Genomic DNA, 14,315 nt, shown 5'->3' on the forward strand with positions numbered 1-14,315 from the left:
TTGGCCATCGCCGCCCTGCCCGCCGCGGCGGCGGACTATGCCGGCCCCCTCTTCGACGCCCACCTGCACTACAACGACGAGGCCTGGTCCGGGCCGCACCCGCTGGCCGACGTGCTGGCGCGCATGCAGCGCAACGGCGTGCGCGCGATCATCGCCAACTCGCGGCCGAACGACGGCACGCAGGCCCTGGCCTCGTCGCCGCAGACCCGCCAGGCCGGCGTGGCGGTGGTGCCCTTCGTGCGCCTGTACCGCAACCGGGCCGACTACACCAGCTGGTTCCGTGACGAGGGCATCTACGAGATGGTGCGCACCGAGCTGGCGCGCGGCACCGAAGCGGGGCCGTTCCGCGGCATCGGCGAGTTCCACCTGTACGACAGCGCCAACGCGCAGGGTCCGGTGGCGCGCAAGCTGATGCAGCTGGCCGAGGAGCGGCAGCTTGCGGTGCTGGCGCATGTGGACGACGTGGCGGTGGACCGGCTGATGGCCGCCACGCCCTCGCGCGGGCAGAAGGTCCGCCTGATCTGGGCCCACACCGGCATCGCCGGCGCGCCCGCGGCGCGGGTCGACGAGCTGATGGCCAAATACCCGCTGCTGGTGGGCGAGCTGTCCTACCGGCCGGGACTGACCTGCGACGGCGGCACGCTGTGCGGCGACTGGCGCGCGCTGCTGCTCAAGTACCCGACGCGCTTCGTGATCGGCTCGGACACCTGGGTCAACCAGCGGTGGCTGTACTACGACGAGCTGATGGCCGGCTACCGCCGCTGGCTGGGCGCCCTGCCGCCCGGGGTGGCGCGCCGCATCGCCTGGGACAATGGCGCCTCCCTGTTCGGCGTCGCCGACCCCAAGTAGGACAACGATGATCCAGCTGCACTATTACCCCAGCACCGCCTCCATGGTCCCGCACATCGTGCTGGAGGAGATGGGCGCGCCCTACGAGCGCGTGCTGGTCGACCGCGCCGCAGGCGTTCACAAGCAGGCGCCCTACCTGCGGCTCAACCCGAACGGCCTGATCCCGGTGCTGACCGAGGGCGACCTGGTGCTGTACGAGACGGCGGCCATCGTGCTGCACCTGTGCGACACGAACCCGCAGGCCGGCCTGGCGCCGGCTATCGGCAGTCCCGGGCGCGCGCACTTCTACAAGTGGCTGGCCTGGCTGACCAACACGCTGCAGGCGACGCTGATCGTCTACTTCTATCCGGAGCGCTGGGTCGCCGAAGGCAACACCGCCTGCGCCGCCGAAGTCAAGGCGCAGGCCGAGCGCAGGATCGCCGGCCTGCTGGACCAGCTCGATGCCGAGCTGGCCCGCCACGGCGCCGAGTGGTTCCTGGGCCAGCGCTTCAGCGCGGTGGACGCCTACGTATTCACGCTGTGCCGCTGGACCCGCAATTTCGCCTCGGCGCCGGCGCGCAGCCGTCCGTATCTGGGGCCCTACCTCCAGCGCATGCTGGCCCGCCCGGCGGTGCAGCGCGTCCTGGCCAACGAGAAGCTAGCCGCGCCCTTCGTCTAACGCGCTGCCAGCGCCTGCACCAGCGCCAGCCCATCGCCCACCGCGGCCCCGGCGGCGGTGTTGTCGAAGATGCACCAGACCTCGATGCCCTGGTCCAGCGCCTGGACGATGCGCCATGCCAGCGCCTGCAGCAGCGCCGGCTCGTAGGCCGAGTAGTACATGCGCGGCGAGCCGTGCAGCCTCAGATACACGCGCTGCGGCCAGCCGCCGGGCCAGCGGCCGGCCTCGTGCAGCACCGGGTCGGCCAGCACCCGGGACCATTGCAGATCCCGCAGCAGCGCGTCGACGCCCGGCTCGAACCAGCTGGTGTGGCGCGGCTCCACCGCGACGGGGCCTGCATGCCGGGACCGCAGCTGCTGCGCGAACGCGCGGACCGTCGCGGGCTCGAACGCCAGGCTGGGCGGCAGCTGCACCAGCAGCACGCCCAGGCGCGCGCCCAGCCCGGCCACCTGCTGCACGAAGCCGTCCAGCTCGGGCCCGCAGCCCGCCAGGCGCCGCTCGTGCGTGATGCCGCGCGGCAGCTTGACCGAGAAGCGGAAGCCCTCCGGCACGTCGCCCGCCCAGCGCTCGTAGGTGGCGCGCGCGTGCGGCCGGTAGAACGAGGAGTTGATCTCGACGGCGTTGAAGCGGCCGGCATATCGCTGCAGGTGGCTGCCCTCGGGCGGGAACCGCGGCTGCACCGCGCGCGACAGGCTCCAGCCGGCGCAGCCGATGAAGCTCAGTCCTGCCGCCACCGTTCTTCCAGATAGGCGACCAGCGCCCGCAGCGCGGCGCTGTTGTGGCGGCGCTGCGCATAGGCGGCGTGCAGCCAGACGTCGCGCGGCGAGAACGCCGCCAGCGTGCCCTCGAGCGCGCCGCTGTCCAGGTGCGGCTGCAGGATCAGCCGCGGCGCGTACACCACGCCCAGGCCCTGCAGCGCCAGCGGCAGCAGGGGCACGGGGTCGGTGGCATGGACCCGGCTGCGCACCGGCACGGTGTAGGGCTCGCCCTCGACCTCGAAGCGCCACTCGTGGCCGTTGTCGCGCACGGCGAACGTCAGCGCGTCATGGTCGGTCAGGTCGTCCGGATGCGCCGGGCGGCCGCGTCGCGCCCAGTACGCGGGGCTGGCGCAGGCCAGGAATTCCATGCGCTGGAGCTTGCGCACGATCAGGCTGGGGTCGGCCAGGCGGCCGACGCGGATCGCCAGGTCGATGCCTTCGCCCACCATGTCCACCAGCTGGTTGCTCAGGTCCACGCTCACCGTCACCTGCGGATGGCGCGCCATGAACCCGCCCAGCAGCTCGGGCAGCTGCTCGTGCCCCAGCCCCTGAGGCGCCGTCAGCCGCAGCCGCCCGCTGGGCTCGCGGGCGCGGTGCTGCAGCTCCAGCCGGGTCAGCTCGATCATGTCCACCAGCGGCTGGCTGCGCTCCAGCAGCAGCTGGCCGGCATCGGTCAGGCTCACCATGCGGGTGGACCGGTTCAGCAGGCGCACGCCCAGCCGGGTTTCCAGCTCGGCGACGTACTTGCTGACGTTGGCCTTGGAGACGTCCAGCACCTCGGCGGCCATGGAGAAGCTGCCGCGGCGCGCGACCTCGCGGAAGGTCTTGATCAGCTCCAGCGTGTCCACGCGTCAGCGCCCGGTGCGGGCCAGGTAGCGCTTGCGGCGGAACACGAAGGCCAGCGCCAAGGCGATGGCCACCATGCCGGCCACGGCGACCCAGAACCCCATGGGCTGGCCCACCAGCGGCATCAGCTCGAAGTTCATGCCGAACACGCCGGTGACCAGGTTGAGCGGCAGGAAGATGGCTGTCAGCGCCGTCAGCACCCGCATGATGTCGTTGGTGCGCTGGCTCTGCGCGGAGAAGTGGATCTGCACCACGGTCTCGGCGCCCTGTTCCATGCGGCGCACGTGGTGCACCACGCGCTGGATGTGCTCGATCACGTCGCGCGAGCGCGCGATCAGGGCGTCGCGGTCGGCCTGCGCCAGGCCGGGCCAGGGCTGCTCCAGCAGGTTGTCCAGCCATTCCTGCATGGCGTCGTTCTGCTCCTCGCACAGGTTCTCCAGCGAGTGCAGGCGCGAGCGCGCGGCCAGCAGCGCGTTCCAGTCGGCGCCGCTGGCCTGCGGAAGCAGCAGCTCCTGCTGCCAGCGGTCCATCTCGGCCGACAGCTGCTTGCGCAGCTCCAGGTAGCTGTCGACCATGACGTTGACCATGCGCAGCATCAGGTCCGAGGGCGTGGCCGGCAGCCGGCTGCGGGTGGCCACGGTGAGGCCGTCGTTGTAGAGGGCATCGGACAGGTAGCGCTGCAGGAAGGACTTGGCGGTGAAGCAGCCGCCCGGATGGACCGACACCAGCAGCCGGTCGAACACCACGAAGCCGACCGCGCGGCTGCGGATGCGGTGGAACTGCGCCAGGGCCTGCGGCGGCTGCGCCGCCTCCAGCTCGATCTCGGCCCGGGCCTCCGCCTCGGTGGCCAGCCGCCGGAACACCATCAGGTCGTAGACCGAGGTGTAGTCGTAATGCGAGGGATGGGCCGGGTTCTCCAGGTCCTGCACGTGCAGGTCCAGCAGGGCCGACCCGCCCAGCCGCTGCGCCGCCTGCTGCAGCGCCGGCAGCTCCTGGGCCAGGGATTCCCGGTCCAGGTAGATCCAGACGAAGCCGTCGGCCGGCACCTGCGCCGGCACCGCCTCCAGGAAGCGCAGCGTGCCGCCGGCGACCTCGACGATCTGCATCGGTGCCTACTGCCGCCCGCCGAGCAGGGCACGGGCAGCGTCCAGCGCGAAGTAGGTGAGCACGCCGTCGGCGCCAGCGCGCTTGAAGGCCAGCAGGCTTTCCATCATCACGGCGTCGTGGTCCAGCCAGCCGTTGCCCGCGGCAGCCTTGAGCATGGCGTACTCGCCCGAGACCTGGTAGGCGAAGGTGGGCACGCGGAACTCGTCCTTCACGCGGCGCACCACGTCCAGGTAGGGCATGCCGGGCTTGACCATCACCATGTCGGCACCCTCGGCGATGTCCAGGGCCACCTCGCGCAGCGCCTCGTCGGTGTTGCCCGGGTCCATCTGGTAGACCTTCTTGTTGCCCTTGCCCAGGTTGGCGGCCGAGCCGACCGCGTCGCGGAACGGCCCGTAGAACGCGCTGGCGTACTTGGCGCTGTAGGCCATGATCCGGGTGTGGATCGCGCCGCGCGATTCGAGCGCCGCCCGGATCGCGCCGATCCGGCCGTCCATCATGTCGCTGGGCGCGACGATGTCCACGCCGGCCTCGGCCTGCACCAGCGCCTGGCGGGTCAGCACCTGCACGGTCTCGTCGTTGAGGATGTAGCCCGTGGCATCCAGCAGGCCGTCCTGGCCATGGCTGGTGAAGGGGTCCAGCGCCACGTCGGTCATCACGCCCAGCTGCGGGAAGCGCTGCTTGAGTTCGCGCACCACCCGGGGCACCAGGCCCTCGGCGTTCCAGGCCTCGCGGCCGTCCTCGGTCTTGAGCGAGGCGTCGATCACCGGGAACAGCGCCATCACCGGGATGCCCAGCGCCACGCAGTCCTCGGCCACCGGCAGCAGCAGGTCCAGGCTCAGGCGCTCAACGCCGGGCATGGAGGCCACGGCTTCGCGCCGGCCGCGGCCGTCCAGCACGAACACCGGGTAGATCAGGTCGTGCGGCGTCAGTGTGTGCTCGCGCACCAGGTTGCGCGTGAAGTCGTCGCGGCGCAGCCGGCGCGGGCGGCCGTGCGGGTACGGTGCATGCAGGGTCATGCGGAAAATTGTGCCTGAAGCGCCACAGGCGCCTGCGGCACAGGACCGGCCGGCCCCAGTGCCCGCACCGCCAGCAGGGCCCCAAGCCCATCCTTGCTTGTGGGTTCGGCCGTAGTTTGCTAAATTACGCACCGGGCGGCGTGCCGCTCCCCGCTTTTCCTCCCTGAGCGGGCGCCTTAATGTGTGACAGCAAAAAGGCTTCCCACCCCGGCTTTCAGGCCGGGGTTTTTTTTGGGGAGTCGCCTCTGCGGGGCACCCCTACACTCAGCTCATGCTCTGGGTCAAAGCCTTCCACATCGTCTTCGTCGCCAGCTGGTTCGCGGGGCTGTTCTACCTGCCGCGCATCTTCGTCAACCTGGCCCTGGTGGCCCCGGGCTCGCTGGCCGAGCGCGACCGCCTGCTACTGATGGCGCGCAAGCTGCTGCGCTTCACCACCCTGCTGGCCGTGCCTGCCGTCGGGCTGGGATTGTGGCTGTGGCTGGGTTACGGCATCGGCCGGGGGCCGGGCAACGGCTGGATGCATGCCAAGCTCACCGCCGTGGTGCTGGCGCTGGGATACCACCACGGCTGCGGCGTGCTGCTGCGCAGGTTCGAGGCCGGGCAGAACCGCCGCAGCGACCGCTGGTACCGCTGGTTCAACGAGGTTCCCGTGCTGCTGCTGGTGGCGGCCGTCGTGCTGGTGGTGGTCAAGCCCTTCTGACGCAGCGCGATGCCGGTCCACAAGACCTCGGCCTGGCCGCTGGCGCATGCCTACGCGGCGCTGATCGTCTATGCCAGCCTGTATCCCTTCGCGGACTGGCGCGACCAGGGCATAGCCCCCTGGGAGTTCCTGGCCAGCCCGCTGCCGCGTTACTGGACCGGCTTCGACGTGGCCGCCAACACCGTGGGCTATGCGCCGCTGGGCTTCCTGCTGGCACTCGGTTTCCTGCGCCGGCACCGGGACGCACCCCGGCGCAACACGGGCGCCATCGCCCTGGCCACCCTCGTCGGCGCCGGGCTGGCCCTGGCCATGGAAGCCCTGCAGACCTACCTGCCTTCGCGCGTGCCGTCGAATGTCGATTTCGCCCTCAATGCGGCGGGCACGCTGGGCGGCGCAGTGGCGGCCGGCGGGCTGGAGCTGGCCGGCGCCATCGACCGCTGGGGGCGCTTCCGCCAGCGCTGGTTCGTGGCCGAGGCGCGCGGCGCGCTGGTGCTGCTGGCGCTGTGGCCGTTCGCGCTGCTGTTCCCGGCCTCGGTGCCGCTGGGGCTGGGCCAGGTGTTCGAGCGCCTGGAGACGGCACTGGCCGAGTGGCTGCTGGACACGCCCTTCCTGGAATGGCTGCCGGTGCGCGACGTCGAGCTGCAGCCGCTGGTGCCCGGGGCCGAGATGGTCTGCGTGGCGCTGGGCACCCTGATCCCCTGCCTGCTGGGGTACTCGGTGATGCAGTCCATCAGCCGCCGGGCCGTGCTGGCCGGCGTGGCCGTGACGGCCGGGGTGCTGGCGACGGCCCTGTCGGCCGCGCTGAGCTGGGGCCCGGTGCATGCCTGGGCCTGGCTGAGCCTGCCGGTGCGGCTGGGCCTGGTGGTGGGCCTGGCGCTGGCCCTGGTCCTGCTGCCGCTGCCGCGGCGCGGCTGCGCCGCGCTGGTGCTGCTGGCGCTGGTGGTCCACCTCAGCCTGCTGAACCAGGCGCCGGCCAGCGCCTATTTCGCCGACACGCTGGCCGCCTGGGAGCAGGGCCGGTTCATCCGCTTCAACGGCCTGGCGCAGTGGCTCGGCTGGCTGTGGCCTTATGCCACCCTGGTGTATGTGCTGGTGCGGGTCTCGCGGGCGGAAGGCGGCTCCTAGAATCCCCGCATGAGCGCGCCGTCCGACCCCTCGGGTTCCTACTACAAGCACCACGTCTTCTTCTGCCTGAACGAGCGCAAGGGCGAGGCCTGCTGCGCCGACCATGGCGCCCAGAAGGCCTTCGACCGCTGCAAGAAGCAGGTGAAGGCGGCCGGCCTGGCCGGCCCCGGCGGCGTGCGCGTCAACAAGGCGGGCTGCCTGGACCGCTGCGCCGCCGGCCCGGTGGCGGTGGTCTACCCCGAGGCCGTCTGGTACACCTACGTGGATGCCGACGACATCGACGAGATCGTCGAGTCGCACCTGAAGAACGGGCAAGTGGTCGAACGGCTGCTGACCCCGCCCCACCTGGGGCGCTGATGAACGCGCACAGCGAGCGGCTGAGCGTGATCGGGCCGGCGGGCGCGATCGAGGTGCTGCGCGACGAGCCCGCGGCCGACGTGGCGGCGCGGGGCACGGCCGTGATCGCGCACCCGCATCCCCTGTTCGGCGGCACCATGGACAACAAGGTGGTGCAGACCCTGGCGCGCGCCTTCGTGCAGACCGGCTGGCGCGCCATCCGCTTCAACTTCCGCGGCGTGGGCGCCACCGAAGGCCAGCACGACGAGGGCCGCGGCGAGGCGCAGGACCTGCTGGCCGTGGTGGCCGCGCTCGCGCCGCAGGGCCCGCTGGCGCTGGCGGGCTTCTCCTTCGGCGCCTTCGTCGCGAGCCGCGCGCTGGAGGCCTTGTGGGCCGGCCGCCCGGCCGAGAGCCTGGTGCTGGTGGGCACGGCCGCGTCGCGTTTCCCGGTGGCCACCCTGCCGGCCCAGGTGCACGAGCGCACCCTGGTCGTCCACGGCGAGCAGGACGACACCGTGCCCCTAGCCTCGGTGATGGACTGGGCGCGCCCGCAGTCACTGCCGGTTACGGTCGTGCCGGGCGGCGGCCATTTCTTTCACGGACAATTGCCGCTCCTGAAGAGCTTGGTGGTTCGCCACCTGCGTTGACCCTCCCTCCTTCCGAACGATGAACCGAATCGCCAAGGCGCTGGCTGCGCCGTTGCTCGCGCTGATGTGCCTCGCGGCCGCCGCGCAGACCCCCCAGCCGCCCGAGATCGCCGCGCGCAGCTACCTGCTGTGGGACACCACCGCCAACCAGCTGCTGGCCGGCCGCGAGATCGACACCCCGGTCGAGCCGGCCTCGCTGACCAAGCTGATGACCGCCTACCTGGTGTTCGATGCGCTGCGCAGCAAGAAGATCGACCTGCAGCAGAGGCTGCCGGTGAGCGAGCGCGCCTGGAAGATGCCGGGCTCGCGCATGTTCATCGACCCCAAGATGAAGGTGCCGGTGGAGGACCTGATCAAGGGGATGATCGTGCAGTCCGGCAACGACGCCACGGTGGCCCTGGCCGAGGCGGTGGGCGGCAGCGTCGAGCGCTTCGTCGAGCTGATGAACGAGCAGGCCAAGGCCCTGGGTATGAAGTCCACCGGCTACCGCAACCCGGAGGGCCTCACGGCGCCGGGCCACACCACCACCGCCCGCGACCTGAGCATCCTGGCCACCCGCCTGCTGCAGGACTTCCCGGACTACGTGGGCTACTACGCCCTCAAGAAGTACCGCTACGAGGGCACGCCCACGGCCAACGACACCAACCGGAACATGCTGCTGTTCCGCGACCCGACCGTGGACGGCCTCAAGACCGGCCACACCGAGGCGGCCGGCTACTGCCTGATCGCCACGGCCCGGCGCGACTTCCCCAACGTGGGCGGCCGGCGGCTGGTCTCCATCGTGCTGGGCGCCTCCAGCGAGAACGCCCGGGCCAACGAGTCCCAGAAGCTGCTCAACTGGGGCTACACGGCCTTCGAGGCGGTCAAGCTGTTCGACGCCAACCAGGCCGTGGTCTCGCCCGAGGTCTGGAAGGGCGCGCAGAACGTGGTCAAGCTCGGCCGGCCCCAGGCCGTGGTGGTGGCCGTGCCGGCCGGCACGGCGTCGCGCCTGCAGACCCAGGTGGTGCGCCCGGACCCGCTGGTCGCGCCGTTCGCCAAGGGGCAGGCGGTGGGCACGCTCAAGGTGTCCGCCGGCGGCCAGCCGGTGCTGGACGTGCCGCTGGTGGCGCTCGAGGCCGTGGAGCAGGCCGGCGTGCTGGGCCGCGCCTGGGACGCCCTGCGCCTGTGGATCAAGTAGGGCCGCACCGGCCACAGCCCGCCTCCCCAAGCCCCTGTTTTGCAAGCCCGCCGGGCTCGGGCTATACTGGCGGGCTTTCCCGCGATTGGGGCGGGAGAGGTATTTGCGTTTGCCGCATGTTTTCGCGGCTGTCAGTCACGACGTTTAGGGACGTTTTTTCCAATGCCAACCATCAACCAACTCGTGCGTCACGGGCGGGAGGTCGAGAAGACCAAATCCAAGAGCCCGGCGATGCAGAACAGCCCGCAGCGGCGCGGCGTGTGCACCCGCGTGTACACCACCACGCCCAAGAAGCCGAACTCGGCCCTGCGCAAGGTCGCCAAGGTGCGCCTGACCAACGGTTTCGAGGTCATCTCGTACATCGGCGGCGAGGGCCACAACCTGCAGGAGCACTCGGTGGTGCTCGTGCGCGGCGGCCGCGTCAAGGACCTGCCGGGCGTGCGTTACCACATCGTCCGCGGTTCGCTCGACCTGCAGGGCGTGAAGGATCGCAAGCAGGCCCGCTCCAAGTACGGCGCAAAGCGTCCGAAGAAGGCCTAAACAGTTTTTCGTTTGTCGGTGCTTCATTCGCTCGGCAGGCGAATCGAAGCGTAGTGACCCGCTGTCGGGTCGAGTAAGCGGGAAGCCGGTTGGCTCCCAGGGCCTCGCGAGAGGCCAGCTGAAGCAATTTGAGAGGTGAAACATGCCACGTCGTCGCGAAGTCCCCAAACGTGAAATCCTGCCGGATCCCAAGTACGGCAATGTCGAGCTCGCCAAGTTCATGAACGTCATCATGCAAGGCGGCAAGAAGGCGATCGCCGAGCGCATCGTCTACGGCGCGCTCGAGCAGATCGAGAAGAAGAACCCCGGCCGTGACCCGGTCGAGGCCTTCACCCTGGCCATCAACAACGTCAAGCCGATGGTCGAGGTGAAATCCCGCCGCGTCGGCGGCGCCAACTACCAGGTGCCGGTGGAAGTGCGCCCGGTGCGCCGCCTAGCCCTGTCCATGCGCTGGCTCAAGGAAGCCGCCAAGAAGCGCGGCGAGAAGTCCATGGCCATGCGCCTGGCCAACGAGCTCATGGAGGCCACGGAAGGCCGTGGCGGCGCCATGAAGAAGCGCGACGAGGTGCACCGCATGGCCGAGGCGAACAAGGCCTTCAGCCACTTCCGCTTCTAAGAACCGTCCCCATCTGTCGGAGCGGGCCCGCCACGAGCGGGCCGTTCCACTTTCAACGAAAGACCATCATGGCCCGCAAGACGCCCATCGAGCGCTACCGCAACATCGGTATTTCGGCGCACATCGACGCCGGCAAGACCACGACCACCGAGCGCATCCTGTTCTACACCGGCGTGAACCACAAGATCGGCGAAGTGCACGATGGCGCCGCCACCATGGACTGGATGGAGCAGGAGCAGGAGCGCGGCATCACCATCACGTCGGCGGCCACCACCTGCTTCTGGAAGGGCATGGACATGTCCTTCCCCGAGCACCGCATCAACATCATCGACACCCCCGGCCACGTGGACTTCACCATCGAGGTGGAGCGTTCCATGCGCGTGCTGGACGGCGCCTGCATGGTGTACTGCGCCGTGGGCGGCGTGCAGCCGCAGTCCGAGACAGTCTGGCGCCAGGCCAACAAGTACCGCGTGCCGCGCCTGGCCTTCGTCAACAAGATGGACCGCACCGGCGCCAACTTCTTCAAGGTCTACGACCAGATGAAGCTGCGCCTGAAGGCCAACCCGGTGCCCATCGTGATCCCGATCGGCGCCGAGGAGAAGTTCACCGGCGTGGTCGACCTGCGCAAGATGAAGGCCATCTACTGGGACGAGGCGTCCCAGGGCATGAAGTTCAACTTCGCCGAGATCCCGGCCGATCTGGTCGAGCAGGCCAAGGAGTGGCGCGAGAAGATGGTCGAGGCCGCTGCCGAGGCCAACGAAGACCTGATGAACAAGTACCTGGAAGAGGGTGATCTGACCGAAGAGGAGATCACGCTCGGCCTGCGCACGCGCACCATCGCCGGCGAGATCCAGCCGATGCTGTGCGGCACCGCGTTCAAGAACAAGGGCGTGCAGCGCATGCTGGACGCCGTGATCGAGCTCATGCCCTCGCCGGTGGACATCCCCCCGGTGGCCGGCACCGACGAGGACGAGAAGCCCGTCACCCGCAAGGCCGACGACAACGAGAAGTTCTCGGCGCTCGCGTTCAAGCTGATGACCGACCCGTTCGTGGGCCAGCTGACCTTCGTGCGCGTCTACTCGGGCGTGCTGACCAAGGGCGACAGCGTCTACAACCCGGTGCGCGGCAAGAAGGAGCGCATCGGCCGCATCGTGCAGATGCACGCCAACAACCGCCAGGAAGTCGACGAGATCCGCGCCGGCGACATCGCCGCCTGCGTGGGCCTGAAGGACGTGACGACCGGCGAGACGCTGTGCGATCCGTCGTCGATCGTGATGCTCGAGCGCATGGTGTTCCCGGAGCCGGTGATCGCGCAGGCCGTGGAGCCCAAGACCAAGGCCGACCAGGAGAAGATGGGCATCGCCCTGAACCGCCTGGCCCAGGAAGACCCGTCGTTCCGCGTGCGCACCGACGAGGAATCCGGCCAGACCATCATCGCCGGCATGGGCGAGCTGCACCTGGAGATCATCGTCGACCGCATGAAGCGCGAGTTCGGCGTCGAAGCCAACGTGGGCAAGCCGCAGGTGGCCTACCGCGAGACGATCCGCAAGACCGTGGAGGACGCCGAGGGCAAGTTCGTGCGCCAGTCGGGCGGCAAGGGCCAGTACGGCCACGTGGTGCTCAAGATCGAGCCGAACGAGCCGGGCAAGGGCATCGAGTTCGTCGACGCGATCAAGGGCGGCGTGGTGCCCCGCGAGTTCATCCCGGCGGTCGAGAAGGGCATCAACGAAGCCGTCACGCAGGGCGTGCTGGCCGGCTACCCGGTGGTCGACGTCAAGGTCACGCTGCACTTCGGTTCGTACCACGACGTGGACTCGAACGAACTGGCGTTCAAGATGGCCGCGATCTTCGGCTTCAAGGAAGGCGCCAAGAAGGCCAGCCCGGTCATCCTGGAGCCGATGATGGCCGTGGAAGTCGAGACGCCCGAGGACTACGCCGGCAACGTGATGGGCGACCTGTCGTCCCGCCGCGGCATGGTGCAGGGCATGGACGACATGCCCGGCGGCGGCAAGGCCATCAAGGCCGAGGTGCCGCTGTCCGAGATGTTCGGCTACTCGACCACGCTGCGCTCCATGTCGCAGGGCCGTGCCACGTACACGATGGAGTTCAAGCACTACGCCGAAGCTCCGCGCAACGTGGCCGAGACGATCGTGGCGGCCCGGGCCAAATAAGGACCACCCCGAAGCGGCCTGCGGCCGCCTCCCCTCAAGGGGCGACACCAGTGGCCCGGCAAAGCCGGTTCCACGGTGTCACTGGAATGAGAGTTGGTCTTTGGCGCCATATGTGTGGTTGGCCCGCTGCCCGTGGCGAGGCCAGTGCCGGAGACGTTAAACAGTCACGGGCATTGTTCTTTTTCAAGGAGTTGAAATGGCAAAAGGAAAATTCGAGCGCACCAAGCCGCACGTGAACGTGGGCACGATCGGGCACGTGGACCATGGCAAGACGACGCTGACGGCGGCGATCACGACGGTGCTGTCGAGCAAGTTCGGCGGCGAAGCCAAGGCGTACGACCAGATCGACGCGGCGCCCGAGGAGAAGGCGCGCGGCATCACCATCAACACCGCGCACGTGGAGTACGAGACGGCCAACCGCCACTACGCGCACGTGGACTGCCCGGGCCACGCCGACTACGTCAAGAACATGATCACCGGCGCTGCCCAGATGGACGGCGCCATCCTGGTGTGTTCCGCCGCCGACGGCCCGATGCCCCAGACGCGCGAGCACATCCTCTTGGCGCGCCAGGTGGGCGTGCCGCACATCATCGTGTTCCTGAATAAGTGCGACATGGTGGACGACGCCGAGCTCTTGGAGCTGGTCGAGATGGAAGTGCGCGAGCTGCTGACCAAGTACGAATTCCCCGGCGACGACACCCCGATCATCCACGGCTCGGCCAAGCTGGCGCTGGAAGGCGACAAGGGCGACCTGGGCGAGAAGGCCATCATGAAGCTGGCCGAGGCGATGGACACGTACTTCCCGACGCCCCAGCGCGCGGTGGACGGCGCGTTCCTGATGCCGGTGGAGGACGTGTTCTCCATCTCCGGGCGCGGCACGGTGGTGACCGGGCGCGTCGAGCGCGGGGTGATCAAGGTGGGCGAGGAAATCGAGATCGTGGGCATCAAGGCCACCCAGAAGACCACCTGCACGGGCGTGGAGATGTTTCGCAAGCTGCTGGACCAGGGCCAGGCCGGCGACAACGTGGGCATCCTGTTGCGCGGCACCAAGCGCGAGGACGTCGAGCGCGGCCAGGTGCTGTGCAAGCCTGGCAGCGTCAAGCCGCACACGCACTTCACCGCCGAGATCTACGTGCTCTCCAAGGACGAGGGCGGGCGCCACACGCCGTTCTTCAACAACTACCGCCCGCAGTTCTACTTCCGCACCACGGACGTGACGGGCGCCATCGAGCTGCCCAAGGACAAGGAGATGGTGATGCCCGGGGACAACGTGTCCATCACGGTCAAGCTGATCGCCCCCATCGCCATGGAAGAGGGCCTGCGCTTTGCCATCCGCGAGGGCGGCAAGACCGTCGGCTCGGGCGTCGTCGCCAAGATCATGGAATAAGGCAAGGAAGCGAACATGGCCACCGCCCAACAAAAGATCCGCATCCGCCTCAAGGCTTTCGATTACAAGCTGATCGACCAGTCCGCGGCCGAGATCGTCGACACCGCCAAGCGCACCGGCGCCATCGTCAAGGGCCCGGTGCCCCTGCCGACGCGCATGAAGCGCTTCGACATCCTGCGCTCGCCGCACGTCAACAAGAGCTCGCGCGACCAGTTCGAGATCCGCACCCACCAGCGCCTGATGGACATCGTCGACCCGACGGACAAGACCGTCGACGCGCTGATGAAGCTGGACCTGCCGGCCGGCGTGGACGTCGAGATCAAGCTGCAGTAAGCCCAGGCCGGGCAGCAGGAAGTCAGTGCCCGCTCTTGCCGGTTTCGGC

At 69.2% G+C, this 14,315-nt stretch carries 16 protein-coding genes; 12 read left to right on the forward strand and 4 right to left on the reverse strand.

Going from position 1 to position 14,315, the window contains the following annotated elements; all coding sequences use genetic code 11:
- Both RTA_RS01550 and RTA_RS01555 read left to right on the forward strand, forming a co-directional pair.
- Positions 1-849: an amidohydrolase family protein gene (locus RTA_RS01550; protein ID WP_013899613.1), complete on the forward strand. Its 849-nt coding sequence runs from the start codon at positions 1-3 to the stop codon at positions 847-849.
- Between the two features lie 7 nt (positions 850-856).
- Entirely contained in the window at positions 857-1,507 is a 651-nt protein-coding gene (locus tag RTA_RS01555) for a glutathione S-transferase family protein (protein WP_013899614.1), read from the forward strand.
- On the opposite strand, the gene RTA_RS01560 is transcribed toward RTA_RS01555, so the two are convergent.
- Genes RTA_RS01560 through hemB form a run of 4 tightly spaced genes read right to left on the reverse strand, consistent with a single transcriptional unit; the run spans position 1,504 to position 5,234 of the window.
- Entirely contained in the window at positions 1,504-2,241 is a 738-nt protein-coding gene (locus RTA_RS01560) for a DUF72 domain-containing protein (RefSeq protein WP_013899615.1), read from the reverse strand. The genes RTA_RS01555 and RTA_RS01560 overlap by 4 nt on opposite strands.
- Complete coding sequence (locus tag RTA_RS01565) at positions 2,226-3,113, reverse strand: LysR family transcriptional regulator (protein WP_013899616.1); 888 nt, start codon at positions 3,111-3,113, stop codon at positions 2,226-2,228. The genes RTA_RS01560 and RTA_RS01565 overlap by 16 nt, the downstream gene beginning before the upstream one ends.
- 3 nt (positions 3,114-3,116) lie before the next feature.
- Positions 3,117-4,217: a magnesium transporter CorA family protein gene (locus RTA_RS01570; protein ID WP_013899617.1), complete on the reverse strand. Its 1,101-nt coding sequence runs from the start codon at positions 4,215-4,217 to the stop codon at positions 3,117-3,119.
- 6 nt (positions 4,218-4,223) lie between these two features.
- Positions 4,224-5,234, reverse strand: a complete 1,011-nt coding sequence (gene hemB, locus RTA_RS01575; protein WP_013899618.1) for a porphobilinogen synthase — start codon at positions 5,232-5,234, stop codon at positions 4,224-4,226.
- Between the two features lie 271 nt (positions 5,235-5,505).
- Here hemB and RTA_RS01580 point away from each other — a divergent pair, with 271 nt between their 5' ends.
- From RTA_RS01580 to rpsJ, 10 genes are all read left to right on the forward strand, one after another.
- Entirely contained in the window at positions 5,506-5,934 is a 429-nt protein-coding gene (locus tag RTA_RS01580) for a CopD family protein (RefSeq protein WP_013899619.1), read from the forward strand.
- Positions 5,935-5,943: 9 nt separating this feature from the next.
- Complete coding sequence (locus RTA_RS01585) at positions 5,944-7,059, forward strand: VanZ family protein (RefSeq protein WP_013899620.1); 1,116 nt, start codon at positions 5,944-5,946, stop codon at positions 7,057-7,059.
- A gap of 9 nt (positions 7,060-7,068) precedes the next feature.
- The gene (locus RTA_RS01590; protein ID WP_013899621.1) at positions 7,069-7,416 is read left to right on the forward strand and encodes a (2Fe-2S) ferredoxin domain-containing protein; all 348 of its coding nucleotides are present in this window, start codon (positions 7,069-7,071) and stop codon (positions 7,414-7,416) included.
- Positions 7,416-8,042: an alpha/beta hydrolase gene (locus tag RTA_RS01595; protein WP_013899622.1), complete on the forward strand. Its 627-nt coding sequence runs from the start codon at positions 7,416-7,418 to the stop codon at positions 8,040-8,042. The genes RTA_RS01590 and RTA_RS01595 overlap by 1 nt, the downstream gene beginning before the upstream one ends.
- A gap of 19 nt (positions 8,043-8,061) precedes the next feature.
- Positions 8,062-9,219, forward strand: coding sequence for a D-alanyl-D-alanine carboxypeptidase family protein (locus RTA_RS01600; protein WP_041674953.1), 1,158 nt, complete (start codon positions 8,062-8,064; stop codon positions 9,217-9,219).
- 162 nt (positions 9,220-9,381) lie between these two features.
- Positions 9,382-9,759 carry a 30S ribosomal protein S12 gene (gene rpsL, locus RTA_RS01605; RefSeq protein ID WP_013899624.1) on the forward strand — a complete coding sequence of 126 codons (378 nt, stop codon included), beginning with the start codon at positions 9,382-9,384 and terminating at the stop codon, positions 9,757-9,759.
- Between the two features lie 142 nt (positions 9,760-9,901).
- Positions 9,902-10,375, forward strand: coding sequence for a 30S ribosomal protein S7 (gene rpsG, locus RTA_RS01610; RefSeq protein ID WP_013899625.1), 474 nt, complete (start codon positions 9,902-9,904; stop codon positions 10,373-10,375).
- Between the two features lie 68 nt (positions 10,376-10,443).
- The gene (fusA, locus tag RTA_RS01615; protein WP_013899626.1) at positions 10,444-12,546 is read left to right on the forward strand and encodes an elongation factor G; all 2,103 of its coding nucleotides are present in this window, start codon (positions 10,444-10,446) and stop codon (positions 12,544-12,546) included.
- Between the two features lie 196 nt (positions 12,547-12,742).
- Positions 12,743-13,933, forward strand: a complete 1,191-nt coding sequence (gene tuf / locus RTA_RS01620) for an elongation factor Tu (RefSeq protein ID WP_013899627.1) — start codon at positions 12,743-12,745, stop codon at positions 13,931-13,933.
- 15 nt (positions 13,934-13,948) lie between these two features.
- On the forward strand, positions 13,949-14,266 hold the full coding sequence (rpsJ, locus tag RTA_RS01625; protein WP_013899628.1) for a 30S ribosomal protein S10: 318 nt from the start codon (positions 13,949-13,951) through the stop codon (positions 14,264-14,266).
- Positions 14,267-14,315: the final 49 nt, after the last annotated feature.

This window comes from Ramlibacter tataouinensis TTB310, assembly GCF_000215705.1.
GTDB classification, from domain to species: Bacteria; Pseudomonadota; Gammaproteobacteria; order Burkholderiales; family Burkholderiaceae_C; genus Ramlibacter; species Ramlibacter tataouinensis.